General features: G+C 55.2%; 22 protein-coding genes. 14 read left to right on the top strand and 8 right to left on the bottom strand.

Annotated elements, in window-relative coordinates; translation table 11 throughout:
* Nucleotides 1-30 precede the first annotated feature (30 nt).
* The 7 genes from sstT (at nucleotide 31) to ACW17M_RS22700 (ending at nucleotide 6,092) form a co-directional block, all read left to right on the top strand.
* Entirely contained in the window at nucleotides 31-1,251 is a 1,221-nt protein-coding gene (gene sstT, locus ACW17M_RS22670) for a serine/threonine transporter SstT (RefSeq protein WP_009288341.1), read from the top strand.
* 156 nt (nucleotides 1,252-1,407) lie between these two features.
* Nucleotides 1,408-1,938: a helix-turn-helix domain-containing protein gene (locus ACW17M_RS22675; RefSeq protein ID WP_414122867.1), complete on the top strand. Its 531-nt coding sequence runs from the start codon at nucleotides 1,408-1,410 to the stop codon at nucleotides 1,936-1,938.
* Nucleotides 1,935-2,675, top strand: a complete 741-nt coding sequence (locus ACW17M_RS22680; RefSeq protein WP_022522426.1) for an AzlC family ABC transporter permease — start codon at nucleotides 1,935-1,937, stop codon at nucleotides 2,673-2,675. The genes ACW17M_RS22675 and ACW17M_RS22680 overlap by 4 nt, the downstream gene beginning before the upstream one ends.
* Nucleotides 2,672-3,007 (top strand): AzlD domain-containing protein, encoded by a 336-nt coding sequence (locus ACW17M_RS22685; protein WP_022522425.1) that lies wholly within the window; start codon nucleotides 2,672-2,674, stop codon nucleotides 3,005-3,007. Before ACW17M_RS22680 ends, ACW17M_RS22685 begins: the two co-directional genes overlap by 4 nt.
* Nucleotides 3,008-3,115: 108 nt before the next feature.
* On the top strand, nucleotides 3,116-4,060 hold the full coding sequence (locus ACW17M_RS22690) for an ABC transporter substrate-binding protein (RefSeq protein WP_457548141.1): 945 nt from the start codon (nucleotides 3,116-3,118) through the stop codon (nucleotides 4,058-4,060).
* Nucleotides 4,054-5,058 (top strand): FecCD family ABC transporter permease, encoded by a 1,005-nt coding sequence (locus ACW17M_RS22695; RefSeq protein ID WP_457548142.1) that lies wholly within the window; start codon nucleotides 4,054-4,056, stop codon nucleotides 5,056-5,058. The genes ACW17M_RS22690 and ACW17M_RS22695 overlap by 7 nt, the downstream gene beginning before the upstream one ends.
* On the top strand, nucleotides 5,055-6,092 hold the full coding sequence (locus ACW17M_RS22700; RefSeq protein WP_457548143.1) for a FecCD family ABC transporter permease: 1,038 nt from the start codon (nucleotides 5,055-5,057) through the stop codon (nucleotides 6,090-6,092). The genes ACW17M_RS22695 and ACW17M_RS22700 overlap by 4 nt, the downstream gene beginning before the upstream one ends.
* Before the next feature lie 84 nt (nucleotides 6,093-6,176).
* On the opposite strand, the gene ACW17M_RS22705 is transcribed toward ACW17M_RS22700, so the two are convergent.
* Nucleotides 6,177-8,315 carry a TonB-dependent receptor gene (locus ACW17M_RS22705; RefSeq protein ID WP_457548144.1) on the bottom strand — a complete coding sequence of 713 codons (2,139 nt, stop codon included), beginning with the start codon at nucleotides 8,313-8,315 and terminating at the stop codon, nucleotides 6,177-6,179.
* 283 nt (nucleotides 8,316-8,598) lie between these two features.
* Between ACW17M_RS22705 and ACW17M_RS22710 the strand changes: the two genes are divergently transcribed.
* On the top strand, nucleotides 8,599-9,435 hold the full coding sequence (locus tag ACW17M_RS22710) for an ABC transporter ATP-binding protein (protein ID WP_342584941.1): 837 nt from the start codon (nucleotides 8,599-8,601) through the stop codon (nucleotides 9,433-9,435).
* 63 nt (nucleotides 9,436-9,498) lie between these two features.
* On the opposite strand, the gene ACW17M_RS22715 is transcribed toward ACW17M_RS22710, so the two are convergent.
* Together ACW17M_RS22715 and ACW17M_RS22720 are read right to left on the bottom strand one after the other, a co-directional pair.
* Complete coding sequence (locus ACW17M_RS22715; protein ID WP_412768185.1) at nucleotides 9,499-9,558, bottom strand: FitA-like ribbon-helix-helix domain-containing protein; 60 nt, start codon at nucleotides 9,556-9,558, stop codon at nucleotides 9,499-9,501.
* A 117-nt stretch (nucleotides 9,559-9,675) separates the two neighbouring features.
* Nucleotides 9,676-11,739, bottom strand: a complete 2,064-nt coding sequence (locus ACW17M_RS22720) for a TonB-dependent siderophore receptor (protein ID WP_457548145.1) — start codon at nucleotides 11,737-11,739, stop codon at nucleotides 9,676-9,678.
* Nucleotides 11,740-12,315: 576 nt separating this feature from the next.
* Here ACW17M_RS22720 and ACW17M_RS22725 point away from each other — a divergent pair.
* Complete coding sequence (locus tag ACW17M_RS22725) at nucleotides 12,316-13,026, top strand: Crp/Fnr family transcriptional regulator (protein WP_138801457.1); 711 nt, start codon at nucleotides 12,316-12,318, stop codon at nucleotides 13,024-13,026.
* A 199-nt stretch (nucleotides 13,027-13,225) separates the two neighbouring features.
* A complete protein-coding gene (locus tag ACW17M_RS22730) occupies nucleotides 13,226-13,939 on the top strand; it encodes a Crp/Fnr family transcriptional regulator (RefSeq protein ID WP_027958581.1) in 714 nt (237 codons plus the stop codon).
* A gap of 131 nt (nucleotides 13,940-14,070) precedes the next feature.
* Here the strand turns inward: ACW17M_RS22730 and ACW17M_RS22735 are convergent, their stop codons facing one another.
* Genes ACW17M_RS22735 through ACW17M_RS22755 form a run of 5 tightly spaced genes read right to left on the bottom strand, consistent with a single transcriptional unit; the run spans nucleotide 14,071 to nucleotide 18,982 of the window.
* A complete protein-coding gene (locus ACW17M_RS22735) occupies nucleotides 14,071-15,297 on the bottom strand; it encodes a metal-dependent hydrolase family protein (RefSeq protein WP_138801456.1) in 1,227 nt (408 codons plus the stop codon).
* Nucleotides 15,298-15,344: 47 nt separating this feature from the next.
* Nucleotides 15,345-16,652 (bottom strand): TRAP transporter large permease, encoded by a 1,308-nt coding sequence (locus ACW17M_RS22740; RefSeq protein WP_022522415.1) that lies wholly within the window; start codon nucleotides 16,650-16,652, stop codon nucleotides 15,345-15,347.
* Nucleotides 16,653-16,662: 10 nt separating this feature from the next.
* Nucleotides 16,663-17,163 (bottom strand): TRAP transporter small permease subunit, encoded by a 501-nt coding sequence (locus ACW17M_RS22745; RefSeq protein WP_138801455.1) that lies wholly within the window; start codon nucleotides 17,161-17,163, stop codon nucleotides 16,663-16,665.
* Nucleotides 17,160-17,789, bottom strand: coding sequence for a TetR/AcrR family transcriptional regulator (locus tag ACW17M_RS22750; RefSeq protein WP_138801454.1), 630 nt, complete (start codon nucleotides 17,787-17,789; stop codon nucleotides 17,160-17,162). The genes ACW17M_RS22745 and ACW17M_RS22750 overlap by 4 nt, the downstream gene beginning before the upstream one ends.
* Before the next feature lie 56 nt (nucleotides 17,790-17,845).
* Nucleotides 17,846-18,982, bottom strand: coding sequence for a C4-dicarboxylate TRAP transporter substrate-binding protein (locus ACW17M_RS22755; protein ID WP_457548146.1), 1,137 nt, complete (start codon nucleotides 18,980-18,982; stop codon nucleotides 17,846-17,848).
* Between the two features lie 174 nt (nucleotides 18,983-19,156).
* Here ACW17M_RS22755 and ACW17M_RS22760 point away from each other — a divergent pair, with 174 nt between their 5' ends.
* The 4 genes from ACW17M_RS22760 to nadS are packed head-to-tail and all read left to right on the top strand — an operon-like array spanning nucleotide 19,157 to nucleotide 20,632.
* The gene (locus ACW17M_RS22760; RefSeq protein ID WP_457548147.1) at nucleotides 19,157-19,879 is read left to right on the top strand and encodes an AzlC family ABC transporter permease; all 723 of its coding nucleotides are present in this window, start codon (nucleotides 19,157-19,159) and stop codon (nucleotides 19,877-19,879) included.
* Complete coding sequence (locus ACW17M_RS22765) at nucleotides 19,876-20,187, top strand: AzlD family protein (RefSeq protein WP_457548148.1); 312 nt, start codon at nucleotides 19,876-19,878, stop codon at nucleotides 20,185-20,187. The genes ACW17M_RS22760 and ACW17M_RS22765 overlap by 4 nt, the downstream gene beginning before the upstream one ends.
* Nucleotides 20,187-20,354, top strand: a complete 168-nt coding sequence (locus ACW17M_RS22770; RefSeq protein ID WP_457548149.1) for a hypothetical protein — start codon at nucleotides 20,187-20,189, stop codon at nucleotides 20,352-20,354. The genes ACW17M_RS22765 and ACW17M_RS22770 overlap by 1 nt, the downstream gene beginning before the upstream one ends.
* A complete protein-coding gene (nadS, locus tag ACW17M_RS22775) occupies nucleotides 20,351-20,632 on the top strand; it encodes a NadS family protein (RefSeq protein ID WP_457548150.1) in 282 nt (93 codons plus the stop codon). The genes ACW17M_RS22770 and nadS overlap by 4 nt, the downstream gene beginning before the upstream one ends.
* Nucleotides 20,633-20,745 lie beyond the last annotated feature (113 nt).

A 20,745-nucleotide genomic window follows, 5' to 3' on the forward strand; every position in this document is an offset into this window, starting at 1 on the left:
ACCCACCTTTTACTACCTGAGAGTTGCGCAATGATCGCCACCGCCCGCACCGTTTTCCGGCCACTTATTCGGCTGGGCCTTATCCCGCAGATTTTAATCGGTATCGTTGCCGGGGTAGTGCTCGCCCTGTTTTCACCGGGCATTGCAAGCGACGTGGCCCTACTTGGCCAGCTCTTTATCGCCGCATTGCAGGCAGTGGCGCCCATTTTGGTGTTTGTACTGGTAGCCGCTGCGATCTCTGCTCATCAAAAAGGTCAACCCACCCATATTCGCCCCGTGCTGGTGCTCTATGTGGTGGGCACGCTGATCGCCGCGCTCATTGCAGTGGCAGCCAGCTTCCTGTTTCCCACGGAGCTTACGTTAGATTTGGGCCAAGTTGACGGCAACCCGCCCGGGGATATTTTTAGCGTTCTACGCGATCTGCTGTTGAATGCGGTTGCCAACCCGGTTAGTGCGCTGATGGAGGCTAACTTTATCGCTATTTTGGCCTGGGCTATCGGCCTGGGTTTAATGCTGCGCCAAGCCAGCGATACCACCCGCCAAGCATTGAGCGATTTATCCGCAGCGATCACCCGCATTGTGACACTGGTGATTCGTTTAGCGCCGCTGGGTATCTTTGGTTTAGTGGCAGGCACGCTGGCAGAATCCGGCGTTGAGTCGCTGCTCAACTACGCCCAACTGCTGGGTGTGATCGTGGGCTGTATGCTGTTTGTCGCGCTGGTTAGCAACCCGCTGCTGGTTTACTTCACCACCCGGCAAAACCCTTATCCCCTGGTGTTTACGTGCCTGCGCGGTAGTGCGATTACTGCCTTTTTCACCCGCAGTTCGGCCGCGAATATCCCCGTGAACCTGGAGCTTTGCCGCCGCCTAAAGCTCGACCCTGACACCTACTCCATTTCCATTCCGTTGGGTGCAACGATCAATATGTGTGGCGCAGCCATCACCATTACTGTCATCACTCTGGCGACCACTCATACGCTAGGCATTAGCGTCGACTTTCCCACGGCGCTGCTACTTTGCGTGGTTTCAGCGCTGGCGGCCTGCGGCGTTTCAGGCGTGGCGGGCGGTTCACTGATGCTGATTCCCATGGCCGCCAACCTGTTCGGTATTCCCACGGAAGTGGCCATGCAGGCGGTGGCGATTGGCTTTGTGATCAGCGTGGTACAGGACTCCACCGAAACTGCGCTCAATTCCTCTACCGATGTGCTGTTTACTGCAGCGGCCTGCCGCTCCAAGGAAGCGAACAACTAGCACTGCCCGGGGCATAGTGCCCCATTAGGCATACTCCCAGCGCGCCGCCGCTAGAGGGTGCCACTTCCGAATAAGGCTATTGTTGCCGAGCGAGGCCATTGACAGACGAACGTTCCTTATATAGAACGTTCTATATAAAGAACAGCGGACAGCCTTATGGATAAGCTCTCACTCAACACGTTGGGCCAGCACCTTCAAGCACTTCGCCTGGAGCGGGGCTGGTCACTGTCGCAGTTAGCCAATGAGGCGGGGATTGCCAAATCCAACCTGTGTCGCCTTGAACAAGGCAACGGCAATCCGACCCTGGATACCATTTGGCGGCTGGCGGTGCGGCTCGATGTGCCCTTCGGCACCCTGGTAGCGCCAATCAGCGTGCCGCTGGGTGAAGATGGCGTACAGGTGCGTTTAATCGATCAAGGCAAGGATTCCCCCCAGGTGGACGCTTACTGGATGCGCTGCGCACCGCATACATTGCGTCATGCTGAAGCCCATACACCCGGCACCCGTGAATCACTCACGCTGATCAGCGGCTGGCTGGAAGCGGGGCCCGAAGGGGCAACCACGGTACTGACACCGGGAGAGGCCATCACCTTCGCCGCCGATCAACCGCACCTTTACCGTACCCACGAAGCGGAGGCCACGTTGATGATGACCATCACCTATGGTTTGGAAGGCCAAACATCATGAGCCAAGCTGCCAGCCACTCTCCTGTTCGTAGCGCGCTGCAGGGCGTGCGAGAAGCCATCCCACTATTGGGCGGCTACATTCCCGTGGCGCTGTCATTTGGCTTAGTCGCCACCCAGGCCGGCTTTAGCACGCTGGAGGCCACGGCTATTTCAGCGCTGATTTACGCCGGTGCTTCGCAATTTCTATTTGTCGGTATGATCGCTACAGGCGCCCCGCTGTGGCTGGTGGTAGCGATGACGCTGCTGATTAACGTGCGCCATGTGGTGTACGGCCCTAACCTGGCGGGACTACTGCCGCGCAGCCGCCACTGGCCCTGGTTAATGCACGGCCTCACCGACCAGGTGTTTGCACTGGCCCTAACCCGACTGCCCCAACTGCCTGAGGTAAAGCGTTTTAGTTGGTTTTTGGGCGCATCACTGCTGGCCTGGGGCGCCTGGATAATTGGCACCGCGGTGGGGGCTACCGCCGGTGAGGCCTTTACCGCCCGCTGGCCGCTGCTGGGTGAGATTATGCCCTTCGCGCTGCCCGCGCTGTTTTTGACCATGGTGGCGCCGCGCTTTACCGACAAGCGTTGGGCAGTCGCCATGGGCTGCACCATTTTAGCGGCGCTGTGTTTGACCCTGGTCGGCTGGGGCAACGTGGCGATTCCCTTAGCCGCCGCCTGCGGCGCGCTGTGCTTCTACTCCATGCAGTTCTATACGGTGAAATTCACCACCAGCAGGAGGCGTGAATCATGAGCACTGCACTTTGGCTAGCGGTCGCGATTTCCGCCATCGGCACGTTGTTGATGCGGGTAGTGCCGTTTTTATGGATGCAGCGCCGCCTCAACAGCGAAAGTGGCCTTAATAACATGCCCCAGTGGCTGGGTATTCTTGGCCCACTGATGATTGCCGCCGTGCTGGGGGTATCCATTGTACCGGTTAACCCAAGCGCTGTTTCCTGGATCGCCACCGCCATCGGGCTTTCTGTCACGCTGCTGGTGTGGTCGCGGGTACGCTCACTTGGCTGGCCGGTCGCGGCCGGCGTCGCGGTATTTGGGATAGTTGAGGTCGCGGCCTTCATTTGGTAATGCTTTGCATTAGCTTTTACGTCATGCCATCATCCTGGCTCTTAAGTCCGAGCCAATCGTAAAGTGACATTAATGTTAAAAGCACACACCCATCGCAAGAAGGTTTTTATGAGTGTGTTGCTGTTAACGCAGGCGGCGCTAATGCCCTTTATGGCAGCCGCTGACACGCCGAGCAGCCCCCCGGAACCGCCACGCATTGTGACGCTTTACCAGGGGGCTACCGACAGCGCCGTAGCCCTTGGACTGACGCCTATTGGCGTAGTCGATTCCTGGCTGGAAAAGCCCATGTACCGCTATCTGCGCGATGCGCTTGATAGCGTCGAGCATGTGGGGCTGGAAACCCAACCGAACCTGGAAAAGATTGCCTGGCTGAATCCAGACCTGGTCATTGCCAGCGACTTTCGCCATGCGCGCATAGCGCCGCTACTGGAGGCCATCGCCCCCACTGTATCTGCCCCGACAGTGTTTAACTTCAAGACCACGCTGAACATAGTGGCCAATGCTACTGGCCGCGAAGCGCAGGCAAATGAGCTGCTTGAGCAATGGGATGATCGTGTCGACGACTTTCGCCAGCAGATCGCCGCCAAGTTGAGCAGCGAGTGGCCGCAAAAAGTGGCCGTGGTGCGGTTTAAAAGCGACCACGTGCGCATCTATACCAGCGGCTTTGCAGGCTCGATTCTTGATGAGCTGGGCTTTACTCAGCCGGATACACTGCAAAGCCAGAGTTGGGGAATGAAGCTTTCCAGTACTGAAAACATTCCAGTGCTGGATGCCGATGCCCTCTTTATTCTGCTTGAGCCCGATGACCCCGCTATTGCAGATAATTACCAACACTGGACCTCCCACCCACTCTGGCAACAGCTGTCAGCGGTACAAAGCGGGCGCGTATTTGAAGTTGAGCCGGTGAGTTGGATGATGGGTGGCGGCATATTGGCGGCCAACGCCATGCTGGATGATCTGTATAGCCACTATGGGCTGTTGCAACCCGAAGCGGCGCCGCATCAGGCTTGCCTGCCTCACACCAGCGGCCGTGGGGAACCTGCTTCATGCTAAACAGTACTGCCGCAAAGAGTATTGGCCTGCTACTTGGCGTGCTGGTGGCACTAGGCGCCTTTTTCGCCAGCGTGATGTTAGGCACAACGGAGATCTCCCTTTCCTCTCTCTATGGCTCACTCGCCTATTACGATCCTACCAACATCGCCCATATCATTCTTTTAACTGAGCGCTTACCCCGTGCGGTGATTGCCGCTCTGGTGGGCGCCAGCTTAGCCATTGCCGGGGCGCTGATGCAGACCATTACGCGCAACCCGTTGGCGTCGCCGGGCATTTTAGGCATTAACGCCGGCGCAATGTTTTTTGTGGTGGTGGCAGTTTCGCTATTGCCGCTGCACACGCCCGCTCACTACGTATGGGCCGCGCTATTGGGGGCACTCGTTGCGGCCATACTGGTGGTGGTGCTTAGCCGCGGCCGCCACGGTGAGCTCTCCCCTCTGCGGGTCGTGCTGGCAGGTGTAGCAGTGACGGCAATGTTTGTGTCGTTCAGCCAGGGGCTCTTGGTGATTGATCAGCAAAGTTTTGAAAGCGTGCTCTACTGGCTGGCAGGCTCAGTATCGGGACGCGATCTTGCATTGGTAGCGCCCTTACTGCCGCTCTTCGGCGGAGCACTGCTGCTCAGTGCACTGCTGGTACGTCACGCCAATGCGCTGTTACTGGGCGATGACATGGTCACTGGACTCGGCATGCAGGCCACCACCATCAAGCTACTACTCGGCTTAATTGTGATTGTGCTAGCGGGTAGCTCCGTGGCGCTGGCGGGCATGATCGGGTTTGTGGGCCTGATTGTGCCCCATATGGCGCGGGGAATATTTGGCATCGACCATCGCTGGCTGCTGCCGGCCTGCGCGCTATTGGGTGCCTGTTTGCTGCTGTTGGCCGATCTCGCCTCGCGCTTTTTAATGCCACCCCAGGAGATCCCGGTCGGTGTGATGACCGCGCTGATCGGCACGCCCTTCTTTATCTATCTGGCACGACGCAAGATGGCTGGCCAATGAGAACAGACGCTACGTTAAACCTTAACAGCGAAGCAAAAAGCGACAGTAGTCGCTTACTACGTCGCCTGCTGATGCTAAGCCTTTTATTGCTAGCAAGCGCCGGACTGTCGCTCTGTTTAGGCAGTTTTCCCACGCCACCTCTGCAGGTACTAGACGCGCTGGCGACCCCACAAAGTAGCGATATCGCCTTTATTATTTGGGAGCTTCGGCTGCCTCGCATTACGCTAGCGATACTGGTCGGTGCCGCCCTGGCAATAGCAGGGGCGATTCTACAGAGCATCGTACGCAACCCGCTGGCCTCCCCAGACGTGATCGGCATTACCAGCGGTGCGGCGTTGGCGGCGGTACTGTTTCTAGCGCTATTGAGTTCGACCCTTAGCATTCACTGGCTGCCCGTTGCGGCCATGCTGGGAGCACTGGTTTCGGCACTGCTGGTGGTGAGCTTGGCCTGGAAAAACGGTGTTAGCCCATCGCGCATGGTGCTAGTCGGCATTGGCCTGGCCGCGGCCATGGGCGCTGGCACCACCCTGTTAATCGTGATCAGCGATGACTCTGCCGCCATGACCGCCTATGTATGGCTAACCGGCAGCCTTTACGCGGCGCAATGGGACGATGTGTGGGGCCTATTGCCGTGGTTAGTCGTCGCGGTGCCTATCAGCCTACTCTTCGCCCGCCATGCGGATGCCATGGCCCTGGGTGATAGCGTTGCCGAAGGGCTTGGGGTGGCGATTCTGCGCAGCAGATTGGTATTGCTGGCCTGCAGCGTGGCGCTGGCAGGTGCCGCTGTGGCGTTTGCCGGTGGTTTGAGCTTTGTGGGACTAATTGCGCCCCACCTGGCCGCTAGGCTGGTGGGGCGGAACATGGCACGCCTAGTGCCTACATCAGCGTTGGTCGGCGCCTTGATAGTGCTTTACGCCGACCTGCTGGGCCGGGTAGCGTTTTTGCCCAAAGATTTACCTGCGGGCATCTTTGTTGCCGGAATAGGCGCGCCCTTCTTCGTTTATTTACTGCATAGATCGCGAACTCGCTTTTAGAGCGAATTGACGAAAAAAAGCGGCGCCCCAAAGGCGCCGCCAAACAGTATCGAGCACAAAACATAGAAAATAGAAAGCGGCTGACTAGAAATCCAGCTGGTACCCCAGAGTGAAAGTGCGGCCCCGCCCAGTGAAGTAGTACTCATCGCTGATGCGTGCGGCTTGAGAGTAGTAAGTGAGGTAATCCTCATCGGTGAGGTTTTCGATACCTACTGACACCCTGCCGGTGGGCAGGCGATAAGCTAGAGAAGCATCCACTAAGCCGTAGCCGTCAAAATCAAGTTCAGGATTATCGACGCTTCGATCGAAGTAGTAACTACCCTGCAAGCGCGTGGAAACGCGGTCGGTCCAGGTAGCGCTCCAGCCCAGTTTGAGCGTATCCGGGGCGATATTGATACCGGTGAGTTTGGTATCCACACTGCCATCGCCATCCTGATCCGACTTGCCCTCAGTGTGGGCATAGGAGAGCGATAGATCGTGCTTGTCCGCCACCTGCATGTCGCCGGTAATCTCAACGCCCTGGATTTCGGTCTTCTCACGGCTGCCCACCCAGGTGCCATTCTGCTCGGTAAGCCGCTGGCCGTAATCTGAATTGGACTCATAGTAGCTAATCTCTAGCCCGTAGCCATCCCAGTCAAAACGCGCGCCGATTTCCCGGTTATCGGTAACAATAGGCTGAAGTTGCAGCAGGGTATCCACATCCTGGCCCGCCGTGCCAATACCGCGCAGCACTCGGCCCACGTCGGGCATGCCGAAACCTTCCGAATAGTTGGCGTACAGCTGAGCCCAATCAGTGACTTGATAGGTTACGCCGACGTTATACAGCGTTTCATCGAAACTGGGATTGCCGCCATCAACGGTAACGTTGTCTTGAGTGACATTGCTGCGATCAATTGTTTGGAAGGTATCCACATCAAGTTCGGCATACTCGTGACGCACCCCGGCGTGCAGCGTGAGCGGATCCGCGAGCTTAAACTGGCCCTGCAGAAAAGGAGCCAAATTACGATAACGGCTTTCCGGCACGTAGGTACGCCCGGTATGCACCAGCATCTGGCTTGTTTCGTCTTCCAGCACGTCCAAACCAACCGTCACACCCAAACGGTCGTCCAGCATGCCGTCACGGTTCAAGGTGAATTTGGCGCCTGTTTTATCAGATTCATTTCGCGTTTGGTCGTATTGGGTATCCCCCGCACTATCCACATAGGGGAAAAACGGCGTGGTGGCAAAGCGTGCACGAAAGCGCTGGTGATAGACCTGGGCGTCCAGCTCGTTGCCAAACCAGTCAGCGTGAGAGTAGGAAAGCCGCGCCGAGGTCACTTCGTTGAACCCAGGCTCGCCGTCACGACGGCCTTTGCGTGCCGTGGTGGGAACACCTGCGGAGCGGTCCCCGGTGACCGGTACGTAGTCGTTGCCCTCTTCCAAATCGAAGTGATTCAGCGAGAACTCAACATTCTGGTTGTCGTCGATCCAGTAGCCCAGCTTGCCGAAAAGATCGTAGCTTTCCGAGTTTTGCAGCTCGCCTGGGTAGGCAATACCGACCACCTCATCGTTGCCATCGTAAAAAACCCCGCGCTCCTGACGCGTCGCTGCGGCAACGAAATCCCAGTCGCCTTGCTGGCCGCTAATGCGGTAGTCCAGCTTGTTGCCTAGCCCATCCGACTGGAGATCATCATCCATGGTCAGGCTAATGCCCGCGTGTTGGCTAATGCCCCCGCCTTCGGCACGCCGGGTCACCAGGTTGATCAAGCCGCCGGTCGCACCTAAACCGTGCTCGGCGCTGGCCCCGTGGATGACTTCAATACGCTCCACCATGGAAAGGTCAATGGTATAGCTATCCCGCGAGCTGTCGCGCAGGGGATTGGACTGCGGCACTCCGTCAATCAGGAACAGGGCATCGCGGCCGCGGAATGTCTCGCCCGCGTTGGAGAGCTTTTGGCGGCTGGGGGAGTAAGAGGGAATAAGATTACTGAGCACCTGGCCCGGGTCATCAGTAATCGCTAGCTGCTGTTCGATCTGTTCATGGGTAATGATCGTAACCCGCTGCGGTGTTTGGCCCGCTTCGCTATGGCTGCGGGTGGCCGTCACCACCATGGTCGAGTCGGCATCATTGGCGCCGCTTTGCGATCCTGTGGAAGCAGACTCCTGCCCATAAGCATGGCTGGCAGCTACCAAACCGGCAAGCGTCACCGTAGGCCAAAATACCTGGCGTTTCTTAGTGTACATCTAGTTTTTATCCCCCTGCTTTTGAGTGAACCCTACTCTGAAAACGTAATCTACATCTAAATAATAATGATTATTTTATGCATATAAATCACAGAGGTCTACTCAAGCAGAACGAACTGTTCAGGATAACGACACGACTCCTCACCTCTCTTACCCCACATTTCTTCTGCGGCTGACGCTTAGAGACAGTGAGCAATTACTTGCTGAGCAATGGCAAGTATTGAAAATGAGAATATTTTGGCTTACGGTTCTGCCTGCTTAAACAACCCCAATGAGCACATTCATGACCCAGCCTTCTCATCAGCTACCTCGCTTGACGGGCGAAGCCCTGCACGCGGGCTATGACACTCGACGTGTACTGGATGGTGTCGATATTGCGATTGAGGAAGGCAAGCTCACGGTGCTTTTGGGGCCGAATGGAAGTGGCAAGTCGACGCTGCTGAAAACTCTTGCCCGCACGCTTACGCCTAGTGGCGGGCATGTGTATTTGGACGGCAAGGATATCCATCGCAGCAAAACGCGGGAGGTCGCCAAGCGCCTGGGAATTCTGCCCCAAGGCCCGGTAGCGCCCGAGGGGCTGAGCGTAAAGCAGTTAGTGGGGATGGGCCGTTTTCCACATCAGGGGTTATGGCAGAAAAATGCTCAGCAAGACGCCGCTGCTATTCGTGAGGCCATGGCTTATACCCACGTGACGGAGTTTGCCGAGCGCAACGTCGATGCGCTCTCCGGCGGCCAGCGCCAGCGCTGCTGGATTGCCATGGTGCTGGCCCAGCAAACCGACCTGATCCTGCTTGATGAGCCCACGACTTTTCTGGATCTGAAGGTACAGGTGGATTTGCTGGAACTGCTTTCGCGCCTGGCCCATGAGAAAGGTCGCACCCTACTACTGGTGCTCCACGATCTAAACCTAGCCGCCGCCTACGCTGATCATTTAGTGATGATGTGCGATGGGCGTATCGTTACCAGCGGCGCGCCTAGCGAAGTCTTTACCGCGGCCAATCTCAAGTGCGTGTTCGACCTTGATGCCCATGTCATCCTCGACCCTGAAAGCGGCAGCCCGATTTGTGTGCCACGGAAACGCAGCCAATCCATTGCGAAAACGGAGACAGTTGTGCAATAACGCTGCGGATCGAGAAAGAATAAGCCGCACCTCTTCCTCCATAGAGTGACCATGGCTAGCCGCTTAAATGCGGAGCTGTGCTTTGAGTTCATCATCTACATTACGCACTGTAATAGTCGCCATTCACCTATCCTCAATGCAATCATGGCATACGCTGAAAAGATCCTCAGACCCTAAAGCATACCCCAGATACGCAAACGCCCGACCTATATGACCGGGCGTTGTGGTTTGCACTGGGCCTTACCAACTATATTTCACGCTGCCAATCACACTGCGGGATTCACCGTAATAGCACCAGTATTCACAGCTGGCCACGTACTCTTTATCGGTGAGGTTGTTGACGTTGACCTGGGCCTGCCAACCGTCAGCAAACTCATAGCCCACCATGGCATCGACCAAGGTGTAGCTATCCACTGCTGTGTTGTCGGCGACGCTGGTATCAACGGTGCTGCCCACATAACGTACACCGCCACCCAGCGTCACACCATTTAACGCGCCGCCGGTGAAGGCGTAATCCAACCAAGTTGATGCTTGGTGGCGCGGGATTAACGGCGCACGCTCATCGCCTTCCAGACGAGCATCGGTGTAGGTGTAGGCCGCGGTGACTTTTAACGCATCGGTAATATAACCCACCCCTTCCAGCTCAAAGCCTTGAGAGGTACGCTTGCCCTCTTGTACCTGGAAGCCTGCTGGAGAGGTCACTAGAGTATTGGTCTCTTCCAGATCAAAAACTGCCGCCGTTACATAGCCATCCCAGTCGAATGGCGCCAACTTAGCGCCTATTTCCCACTGACGACCTTCACGGGGATCATACAGGTCGCCCGCATCGTCAACTCGGCCCACTGGATCAAATGACTCGGTGTAGCTAACGTAAGGATTAACACCGTTATCACCCAGATACATTGCGCCACCTGACCAAGACACTTGGTCGTCATCTGAGCGCTGAGTGGTTCCTGCGGTTTGATTACGGTTATCAGTTTCCGCTTGGTCGTAGCGTACGCCGCCCAGCAGCACCCAGCGGTCATCGATACGCAGCTGGTTTTGGGCATACAGACCGGTCTGCTCTTTATCGATTTCCCGAGTTAGCAGATCTTCTTCTGCAATCGGCGTAAAGTTACCGTAGGTTGGGTTAAAGATATCAATCGGCTCGCCGAACGCATAGTTATCCCCTTCCTGGCCACGCAGGCTCAAGTTTTGGTAATCAACACCCAGCAGCAGCGTATTCTCGGTGCGATCACCGTACCAAGTACCCACCATGCGGTTATCAATCGTCCAGCTATCAATGGAACCATCGCGATAAACCAGTCCACGGGATGCGCGGCGATCATCAACCATGGAGAGTGCGTAGGTGCTGCGTAGCTCTAAGTCCAGTTCGCTGTAGCGCAGGTCTTGCTCAAACGACCAGGTATCGTTAATAGCGTGGCGAAGCTCATAACCAAGCCCCCACTGAGTGCGTTTATCCTGGTCGTATCCAGGTTCGCTCAAGTTGGTCTGTGGGTCTATGCGGCCAAAGGGGGTGTTTTCCACAGTGCCATAGGGCAGCTTAAAGCCATTAACGGGAACGCCATCATCTTTTTGCACGCTGGCTAAAAAGGTAACGGTAGTATCTTCACTAAGATCAACCGCCAGGCTCGGCGCAAAATAGTAGCGCTCGTTATCCGTGGCGTTTAAATCACCGTCGCGCTCTTTGTATAATCCCACCAAGCGATAGCGCACATCGTCTGACTCTCCCAGCGGCCCGCTGGTGTCGATGCCGACTTGGCGGTGGTTGCGGTTGCCGAGCTGTAAATTAACCTCCCCTTGAGGCGTCTCAGTCGGACGCTTACTGACCGCATTGATCAAGCCCCCAGGAGGTGCCTCACCGTATAGAATCGATGAAGGCCCTTTAAATACCTCGATACGCTCCAAACCATAAGGCTCGGGTAGCCACTGATAAAACCCTTCGCGGTAGATTCGCAGACCATCTTGGTAAGTCGATTGATCAAAACCGCGCACCTTGAGCCAATCGGTATTGTTATCGCTACCGTAATGGCCCGACAACACGCCCGCACGATAGCGGAACGTTTCATCTAGCTGTTGGACGTTACGGGCTTCCAGTTCTTCACGGTCAACGCTTGAGACCGGACGTGGCGTCTCTACTAGCAGGGTATCGACTTTCAGTGCCGTGGCCGTAACCACCACGGTATCGTTGGAAGTGGTTTCTTCCTGAGCATAGGCAGATGCGCAAAAAAGCGCCGCAGTGACGGGGATCAGTGCGGAAATTGAGCGCGCCAAAGGACGACGGGCAAACGGCAGACGAGGCATGATAGAGTCTCAGTTGGAATTAGGAGCAAAGAGGAAGCAGAGAAATAAGCATCATGATAATCGTTGTTATTAGCATTCATGATAGCGCTTTTGAATAGTTGCTTTCAATGGCCTAATGCGGGGATTTTCCACGTTGACTGAAGGCGATACCAACAGACTGTACCCAATGCATCTCAACTGCTTAGATGCTTTAGCAGTTGAGATTTGAGAAGAGAGGCGCTGCGTTCCCTGCAGCGCAAAGTGCAACGTCCTGTTTAGGCATTTCCGTTGCCACACTTATATCTACATTAAACAGTTAACTATCTGTTGGCTGTGCGCTGGCGAACATGGGGGTGAAAAACTCCTGCAATAACTATCCCTCTCCAACGATTCTCTCTTATACAACACGTCGTTTCTAAGCCTGTTCCAAGAGGCTTATGTACGTTAGCGTACTGAGTTGGCCTGCCGATAGCCTATACTAAAACGATATCTGTATAAAAATTTGTGATAACAGTAAAAAACATTAGAAAATAACATCTTACTCAGACAATTTTGATCAAAAGCTGCGCGACAGCCAACAACAGGGGGAGAGGTGCGATGCTAGAACTCCAGCAGAACGCTCTGCTTGGCTTATTACCCGAAGAAGACCTTGCGCATCTGTTGCCTCATCTTGAGCAGGTTACATTGTCCTTGGGTCAGTCACTCAGCGAATCCGGCCGGCAAATGAGCCATGTCTATTTCCCATTGGATTCTATCGTCTCACTGCTGTGCGTAATGGAAGATGGTGCCTCGACGGAAATTGCCGTAGTGGGTTATGAAGGAGTGGTGGGCGTTTCGTTGTTTATGGGCGGAGAGACCACCCCCAGCCGAGCGATTGTGCAGAGTGCAGGGAAGGCTTACCGCCTTAAGGGGCAATTACTCAAAAACGAATTCTATCGCGCGGGCCCTATGCAGCGACTACTTCTGCGCTATACCCAAGCCTTGCTGACGCAGATGGCACAGACAGCGGTATGCAACCGCCATCACAGCGTCGATCAGCAGCTATGCCGCTGGCTGCTACTCAGCCTCGACCGGCTACCGGGCGATAAATTGATTATGACCCAAGAGTTAATTGCCAATATGCTGGGCGTGCGGCGCGAAGGCGTGACCGAGTCCGCAGGGAAACTCCAGCGAGCAGGGCTGATTTCCTACAACCGCGGGCATATCACCATCATTGACAGGCCTGGGCTAGAGAATCGGGTCTGCGAGTGTTACGCGGTGGTTAAGCGCGAGTACGACCGCCTACTCAACCACCATGACGTAATGTAATCCTTCAATCCCTACTATCAATCTACCCGTAAACACCATTCCAACGTTATGTACGCTAGCGTGCCGACGAGTGATTTACCCAATGTTAATATGCGCATAGTCCGTCAATAACGCTGATGATGGCCTATCTGCAGCCGACATCAAAATGATTTACACCTTCATTGTGCCGTTTGCCAGGTTCTTATAACCGGAGAGGCACATGACGTCTATTTTGAACGTTCCCGCTGCCAATCAACTCCTTGTTGAGCTGCCGGAAGTCGAGCGAAATGCCTTTATGGCTGCCTGCGACACCGTGGAGCTTAGCTTTGGTGAAGTACTGCTACAGCCCACAGAGACATTTACCCACGTCTATTTTCCCATCGATAGCTTCATTTCACTGATTGTCGTCATCGATACTGACAAACGGCTGGAAGTCGCGATGGCGGGCCGGGAAGGAATGCTGGGTAGCTCATTAGCACTAGGCATTGATGAGGCGCCGCTACTCGCGCTGGTTCAAGGGGCTGGTTCGGCTCTACGCATGACTGCTGAAAGCTTTCAGCAGCTACTACCCGGTAGCCCAGTATTACATCAGCGACTAAAGCGATATATCTATGTCGTGATGAAGCAACTGGCGACATCCGCGGCGTGTAATCACTTCCACCGGATTGAAGAGCGCCTCGCCCGCTGGCTGCTGATAACTCAGGATCGCGCGGGTACCGATCAGTTGAATCTGACTCATGAGTTTCTGGCCATGATGCTCGGGGTTAGACGTGCAGGCATTACCCTGGCGGCGATAGCCCTGCAGGCGCGAGGCCTAATCCGTTACCAGCGTGGAACCATCACGGTGCTTGATCGACTAGGCCTAATCGAGGCGTCCTGCGATTGCTATAGCGATGATTGCGCGTTATACGCCAAAATGTTACCGGTGATATAAAGAAAGGAAGCGTAACGCTTGATCAAGCATTTAATAAGCCCCCTTCCTCTGTAACGCCAACGGGCTAGGTAAAGAGGCCATTGGCTGGCCTCTTCATTACGCAGCGTTTTATTAAGCAGCATTAAGCCTGACTACAGAACATTTTTGTAAGCTACTCCCCCTTTCATAATTAGCATGAGCTGCTCATCGGGCTGAGTAAGAACATTAATATCGTCCAAAGGATTGTCTTTAAGCACGATTACGTCTCCCCTTGCGCCTGGGATAATCTCGCCAAAATCGCCGGTGTGACCATAAGCGTCGGCGGCGTGGCTAGTGGCTGCACGAATCAGCTCGTCGGTGGGCACTACATCTTTGCGTAAATGAAATTCGTTGAGTTGATGGCGTTGCATCCGGCCAAGAAGATCAGAGCCGTATAGCATCTTGACACCGTATTGTTGAGCCATTTCCAGTGCCTTACCGCCAGCATCCAGCACATCATAAACCTTGCGTTGTAGGTGCTCGGCCATGCCCGCTTCGACGCCCTCCTTCGCTAAGGCATCGTAAGTGCAGAGAGTCGGCGTTAGGTAAGCGTCGTACTCAAGGAATAGCCGACAGCTCTCCTCGTCCATAAGGTTGCCGTGCTCAATGGTCTTGACGCCTCTGGGGATAAGCCGGTTGATAGCGCGCGCCGTATAGGCATGTGCCATGGTATGAATATTGGCGGCGGAGGCTTCTTCCACAATGGCATCAATTTCCTCAAGCGAAAATTGCGTGCTGTCGATACGGTCGGTAGGTGAAGAAACGCCGCCAGACGCCATAATCTTGATCTGGGTGGCACCCTTTCTGATCTCGTCCCGTGCGGCCCGGCGTACTTCGCTTACACCATCGCAAACACGACCTAGACCCGCGCAGCAGAAGCAGCCTTCAAAGGTTTGTTGGCCTGGGCCGCGCATATCAGCATGGCCTCCGGTCTGGGAGAGTGCATTCCCGGCGTACATGATGCGCGGGCCGACCAGGGCACCTTCATCGACAGCCTTGGCTAGACCGTAATCTGCACCGCCAGCATCGCGCACGGTCGTGAATCCGCGCATCAACATAGCTTCCAGCAGCTCGCTTGATTTGGCACCGACATAGAAAGGCGAAAGTGTCTCAAGCAGAGCAAAATTGGGTGTAATTGCCGTGACGTGCACATGCGAATCAACCAGACCGGGCATCAGGAAGTGGCCTTGAATATCGATGACGTGATCATCACTGCCCTCTAGCGGCGAATCGCTCACATCGACGATACGGCCATCCTGAATACGCACCTGCTGGTTGGCGAGTACTTTTCCGTTGCGCGTGTCGATGACGTTAGCATTAATAAAGCGTGTCGTTGTCATGAGTATTCCTTGTGAGTGTTCTTGTGAGAGTTCTTGTGAGAGTGGCGTTAAAACATCTTTTGCGGAAGGTAAAGCGAAAGCGCTGGAATCAGCACGATTAGCAATAGGGCAACAATATCCATGACGATGAACCAGGCGACGCCCTTAAAGACTTCAGACAGGGTGACGCTATTGCCCAAGGCACCTTTGATGACATACACATTGAGCCCGATAGGCGGAGTGACCAGCCCCACTTCAAGCAGCTTTACGACGATGATGCCGAACCAGATCAAGTTGAGGTCTGCGCCTTCCACTAAGGGCAGAATTAACGGCAGAGTGAGGAGCAGTAAGCCAATGGAGTCGATAAACATACCCAGCACAAGATAGATCACTGCCACCGCGAGAATGATCCACCAGGTCTCGGTACTGACACCGAGGATTATTTCGGAGAAAGCAGCGGGCACGCCACTCATGGCTAGAAAGCGGGTAAAAAACAGTGACCCGATGAGAATAATAAAGATGCTTGCCGTGCTCACCGCCGTGCGAATCAGCGCTTCCCGAATGGCTGAAAAGGTTAGCGTGCGACGTGCCAAGGCGATCAGAGCGGCAATGGAGGTACCCACCGCCCCTGCTTCGGTAGGTGAGAAAACACCCAGAAAAATCCCGCCAAGAACTGAGCCGATCAGCAACGGCAACGGCCAGATATGCTTAAAGGCATCCCACTTCTCGTCCCAGCTAGAGCGTACATCCGTGTTGCCCGCCAAACTGGGGTTAAGCTTGGTTCGCACCATGATCATGGCGATATAAAGCAGCGCTGAAAGCACACCGGGAATGAAACCCGCCATAAACAGCTGACCCACCGACACCTGGGCGTAAACACCATAGAGCACCAGCAACACGCTTGGGGGAATCAGCGAGCCGAGTGTTCCAGATGCGGCGACGGTACCGGTGGCCAGCCCCTTGTCGTAGTTATGCTTGAGCATTTCGGGCACGGCAATCCGCGACATGGCCGCCGATGTTGCGACGCTAGAGCCGGAGGCTGCAGCAAAGAAGGCAGAGGCCATAACACTGGAAACAGCCAGGCCGCCTGGCAAGCGCGCCAGATAAAGGCGCATGGCATGAAACAGACCTTGGGTCATATTGGTGCTGGTACACAAATAGCCCATAAACAGGAACATAGGTGCCGCAGTCAGTTCCCAGGTACCTGCAAAGTCAAACGGAGTGGCAGAAATCATTCCCCAGGCCACACGCATGCTGGTCATTTCACCAATGCCAATGATCGACACCAACCCCAGCGCAACGCCGATTGGCACGCGCAGGGCGATCAGGGCCAAGGCGATGGCAATGCCTGCCACACCTATCTCGATATTACTCATTAGGAAACTCCTACAGGGCTTGGCGTTGTTGCAGCGCCTTAATCATGTTGGCGAGGATGGCCAGGCACATAGCTGCAAAGCCAACCGGTAACGCCCAGCGGCTGGGCCATAGGTAGAAGGTGAAGTTGGCCATGGCCGTTTCCATTCGAACCGTAGCGCGCACTGCATCTAGATAGCTCTGGTAACAGAGCATGCCGAAATAGAGGAGCCCAAGGGTGCTGGCAAATAGGTAAAGCGTCAGTTGGGCTACCGGCGGGAGCCTTCCCACCAACACATCCACGCTGATGTGTTCCCGCTGAAGCTCCACATAAGCGAGCGGCAGAAAGACGACGGCGACCATGTAGTAAAAAGAGACAAACTCCAAGGTGCCGGTAAACGACTTTCCGAATAAATAGCGCAGGCCTACATCAAGTGAGACATGCAGCGCCATAAGCACCAGAAACAGTGCCGCCAGCACCATGGCACTTTTGGCGATCCACTGGCTCAACGACTCCACGTGTCTGGCGATCATACAGGCTCACTCCTCTTCGCATCTGAGGCAGAAAAACCCAGCTCCAGAAGCGTCTCTTTCCAGAACAGCAGCATATCGCGGTAGAGTTCAGGGTCATCACGCCAAATGCTTTGCGCCCCCATACCTCGCATCATGCACAAGGTGGCGTTCAGGGCGACGCGATTCTGATGTGAAGTGTGCTTGGAACTGGCGACTAACTGCTCCCAAATCTGCTCCAAAGAGTCATTGAACTTTGCTGCCAGCGGTATCAGCACTTTCATGATATCGGGGTCGGTTCGCGCATTAGTGAGGTATTCGAGAGTCACCATATAAAGGTCACCCTTGAAGTGCTCATGCAGCGCTTTAAGCAGGCTGTCAAAGTTAAGCTCACCCGCTTTAACCTTCACGGCCATCTCTCTTACGCTTTCGACTTCGCGACTCAGCAAGTCCTCAAGCGCCGCCTGCATCAATAATGTCTTAGAAGGATAGTGGTGAACTAAAGCGCCACGGGAAACGCCCGCCAGACGTGCGACATCCACGGTTGAAGTGGCACGAATGCCCTTCTCGAGAATGCACTCGATAGTCGCTTGCGTCACCCGAGCCTGGGTTTGGCGTGAGCGTTCTTCTTGATTCTGTCGCTTCGTCATAGCGAACCCTTATTTGGCCTAGGCCGCCTCAATGCGGCGGCCTAAGTGTTCCAGCGTTAATAGATTCCGTAGTCTGCGGGAAGCTTATTGTAGATTTCTTGCATGGCCAGTTCGGCCAGTGCCTCTTCGTCTTCGCGATCAACCTCGCTGACTAAGGCATCCCACTTTTCGTAGGTCGCGATAAAATCATCAATCAGCGCTTCCGGGTCTTCAACGCCATACTCATCGCGGGCCTTATCGTAGACATTGGCCAAGGCCTCATCGCGGAAAGCCTCCACGGAAGCCATCAGATCCTCTTCGGGCTCGTAGATGTTGTTGCCGTGGGAGGCGGCTTCTTCCAGTGCGGCTTCAGAAGCGCCGAGGTACTGGACAATCATGCGGGTCATTGCTTTGGCCGTCGCTTCTTTGAAGACATCGCGCTCCTCATCGCTGAGGCTAGCCCAAAAGCCCGAGTTGAACCCCCACTGAGGGCCAGACCAATACATACCGGTCGGCAGCAGCGTGGTGTGCTCGGCAACCTCCCACAATGAGCGGTCAATCAAGTCGTTAGCCGCATTTGAGGCGCAGTCCAACGAGCCACGATCAAGGCCGCTATACATCTCACTGGAAGGCACATTGACGGGCGTTCCCCCGGCTTGCTCGACCCAGGCGGAAACAGTCGAGCCAGCCGTACGAATACGTTTACCGCGCAGCTCTTCCAGGTTTCGGACTGGCTCGCGGCAGAACAGCACATAGGAAGGCGTGTTATAGGCGCCCAGGTAGACAATATCCAGCTCCTCCCACTCGGCTAGCTGAGTGGGATTATTAAGGCTGAAGTCTGTCACCGCCAGTATGCCAATCAGCGGGTCATCGTAGTTAAACCCCAACTCCTGCACGGCATTCGCGACCGGCATTTCAGAAGGCGTGTAGATAGCCGCATGGTGAGCAACCTGAACCACGTTATCCTGGATACCCTGCAGGTTAGCCCGTGGTGCCAGCAGTACCGTGCCGGTATAAACCTCGGGTTGCAGTTCGCCGTTCGAGAGTTCCTTGACCATTTCTGCCCACTCGATGTAACCGTAACGGGAGTGGGGATGTTGTTGGTCATAGAACGAATTGGCAATAAAGGAAGTTGCGGCATGGGCCGAAGAAGCAACAACAGGCAAGACCAGCGCTCCAACGGCGAGTGTCAGCGTATTACGAGTGAAGTTCATATAGTTTCCTGGGCCGATTTAATCGGCTGTTTTTTTCTGTTGTATTGTTTCATCTTGTTGACACGTCACCAGCTGTGGCGCGTGCACATAATTCAATCTAGACTTCAAATAATAAAAAAACAAGCAGGTCTGTTTGTTTTTGATACGACCGGCTTCGCGTAGAAAGGTTAAGCAATGAAAATAAAAGAAAATCCTACTCGGCTGGATATTGCGGGTACCTGGCGAGGGATTCGTATGATGCTACCTTTGGCGGTTTTTACGATCGCTTTTGGATTGGCGTTTGGCGTAGCCGCTGTGCACCAGGGGTTGGCCGGTTGGGAGGCGATGCTAATGAGCCTGTTTGTCTTCGCGGCTCCATCGCAATTTGCTGCCCTTGAGATGTGGCATTCGCCGCTGCCACTGCTTGCTCTGGCGGCGGTCACACTCGCGATTCATACCCGGCATATGCTGATGAGTGCGGCGCTTTATCCCTGGCTCAAGGCGTTACCTCAACGCCAGCAATTCGCTATGGTGATTCTGCTAACCGACTCCAACTGGGCAATGGCGCTGGGAGAGTATCAGCGCGGCGAGCGAAACCTGGGCATTCTTCTAGGTGGCGGGATAGCGCTATGGGGAGCCTGGGTCGCGGGCACCGTAATAGGGTTAGCCTTTGGCGGAGGCATTACCGAGCCTGAACGCTTCGGCCTTGATGTGATCATGCTGTGCTTTCTGCTGATGATCGTTGTCGGTGGAAACCCACGAGCAGCAATGGCCCTACCCTGGCTGGCAGCAGCGGCGAGTGCATTAATGGCGTACTGGTGGCTGCCGCCCTACCTTCATGTGATGGTGGGCGCCATTACCGGTGGCTTGGTGGCCGTATTGCTGCCTGGACGCTGGTTAAGGGAAAGCGCCTCATGAGCCCATCCCCCGTATGGCAGTCGTTGTTAGCCATCACGCTAATGGTGGTAATTGCTTATGGATCCAGAGTGCTGGGGCTGCTAATCATGTCGCGTGTGCCGCTAAGTCCACGCGTGCGGCGATTCGTCGATGCCATGTCTAGCTCAGTTCTGATTGCCGTTATTACGCCCATCATCGTGCATGGTGACGGCGGCGTTCGGCTCGCGGCCATTGCGGCGGGTACTATGGCGGTAGTGATGAGGAATCCGTTGGTATCGATTGCGATGGGTATGCTTTGTGCTGCTGGCTGGCGTTGGTGGGTTGGGTAATGTTGTGCAAAAGCGGCGGCGCTCGGGTTATTTACTTTTTGGCAACGGCAGAAAAAATCTACCTGATACTGGCCTACCCCAAGAGCGTGAAGGACAGCTTAACGCCCGCTGAAAAGGCCGCTCTGAAAACACTGACCCACCAACTGAAGGCGGAGGTTTCTGAATGAGCATTTTTGACGAACTGCAATCATCACTGCAGGAAGCCGTTGAGATCAAACAAGGCAAAGCGAAGACCAGCCGCCTCACGCGCCATGAGGTGGCTGATGTAAAAGCTATCCGCGCCCAGCTACACGTCTCTCAGGCTGAGTTTGCCGAGGCTATGGGAACCAGCGTGGACACCATCAAAAGCTGGGAAACCAAGCGTAGTAACCCGACGGGGCTAGCCGCGAAGGTACTGGCTACGATTCAGGACAACCCCTCCTTTTACAATGACCTGAATCCGTGAGACCGGCCCCCAGGAATGCTTCTAACCTACTGAACTGCATGGCAATATAGCGAATATCGCCATTCACCCAGACAGTGCCATGCCCAACGTCAAATTCCGCGCCAGTCGCCGCA

The sequence above is a fragment of the Vreelandella sp. 2A-K22 genome (assembly GCF_054065485.1).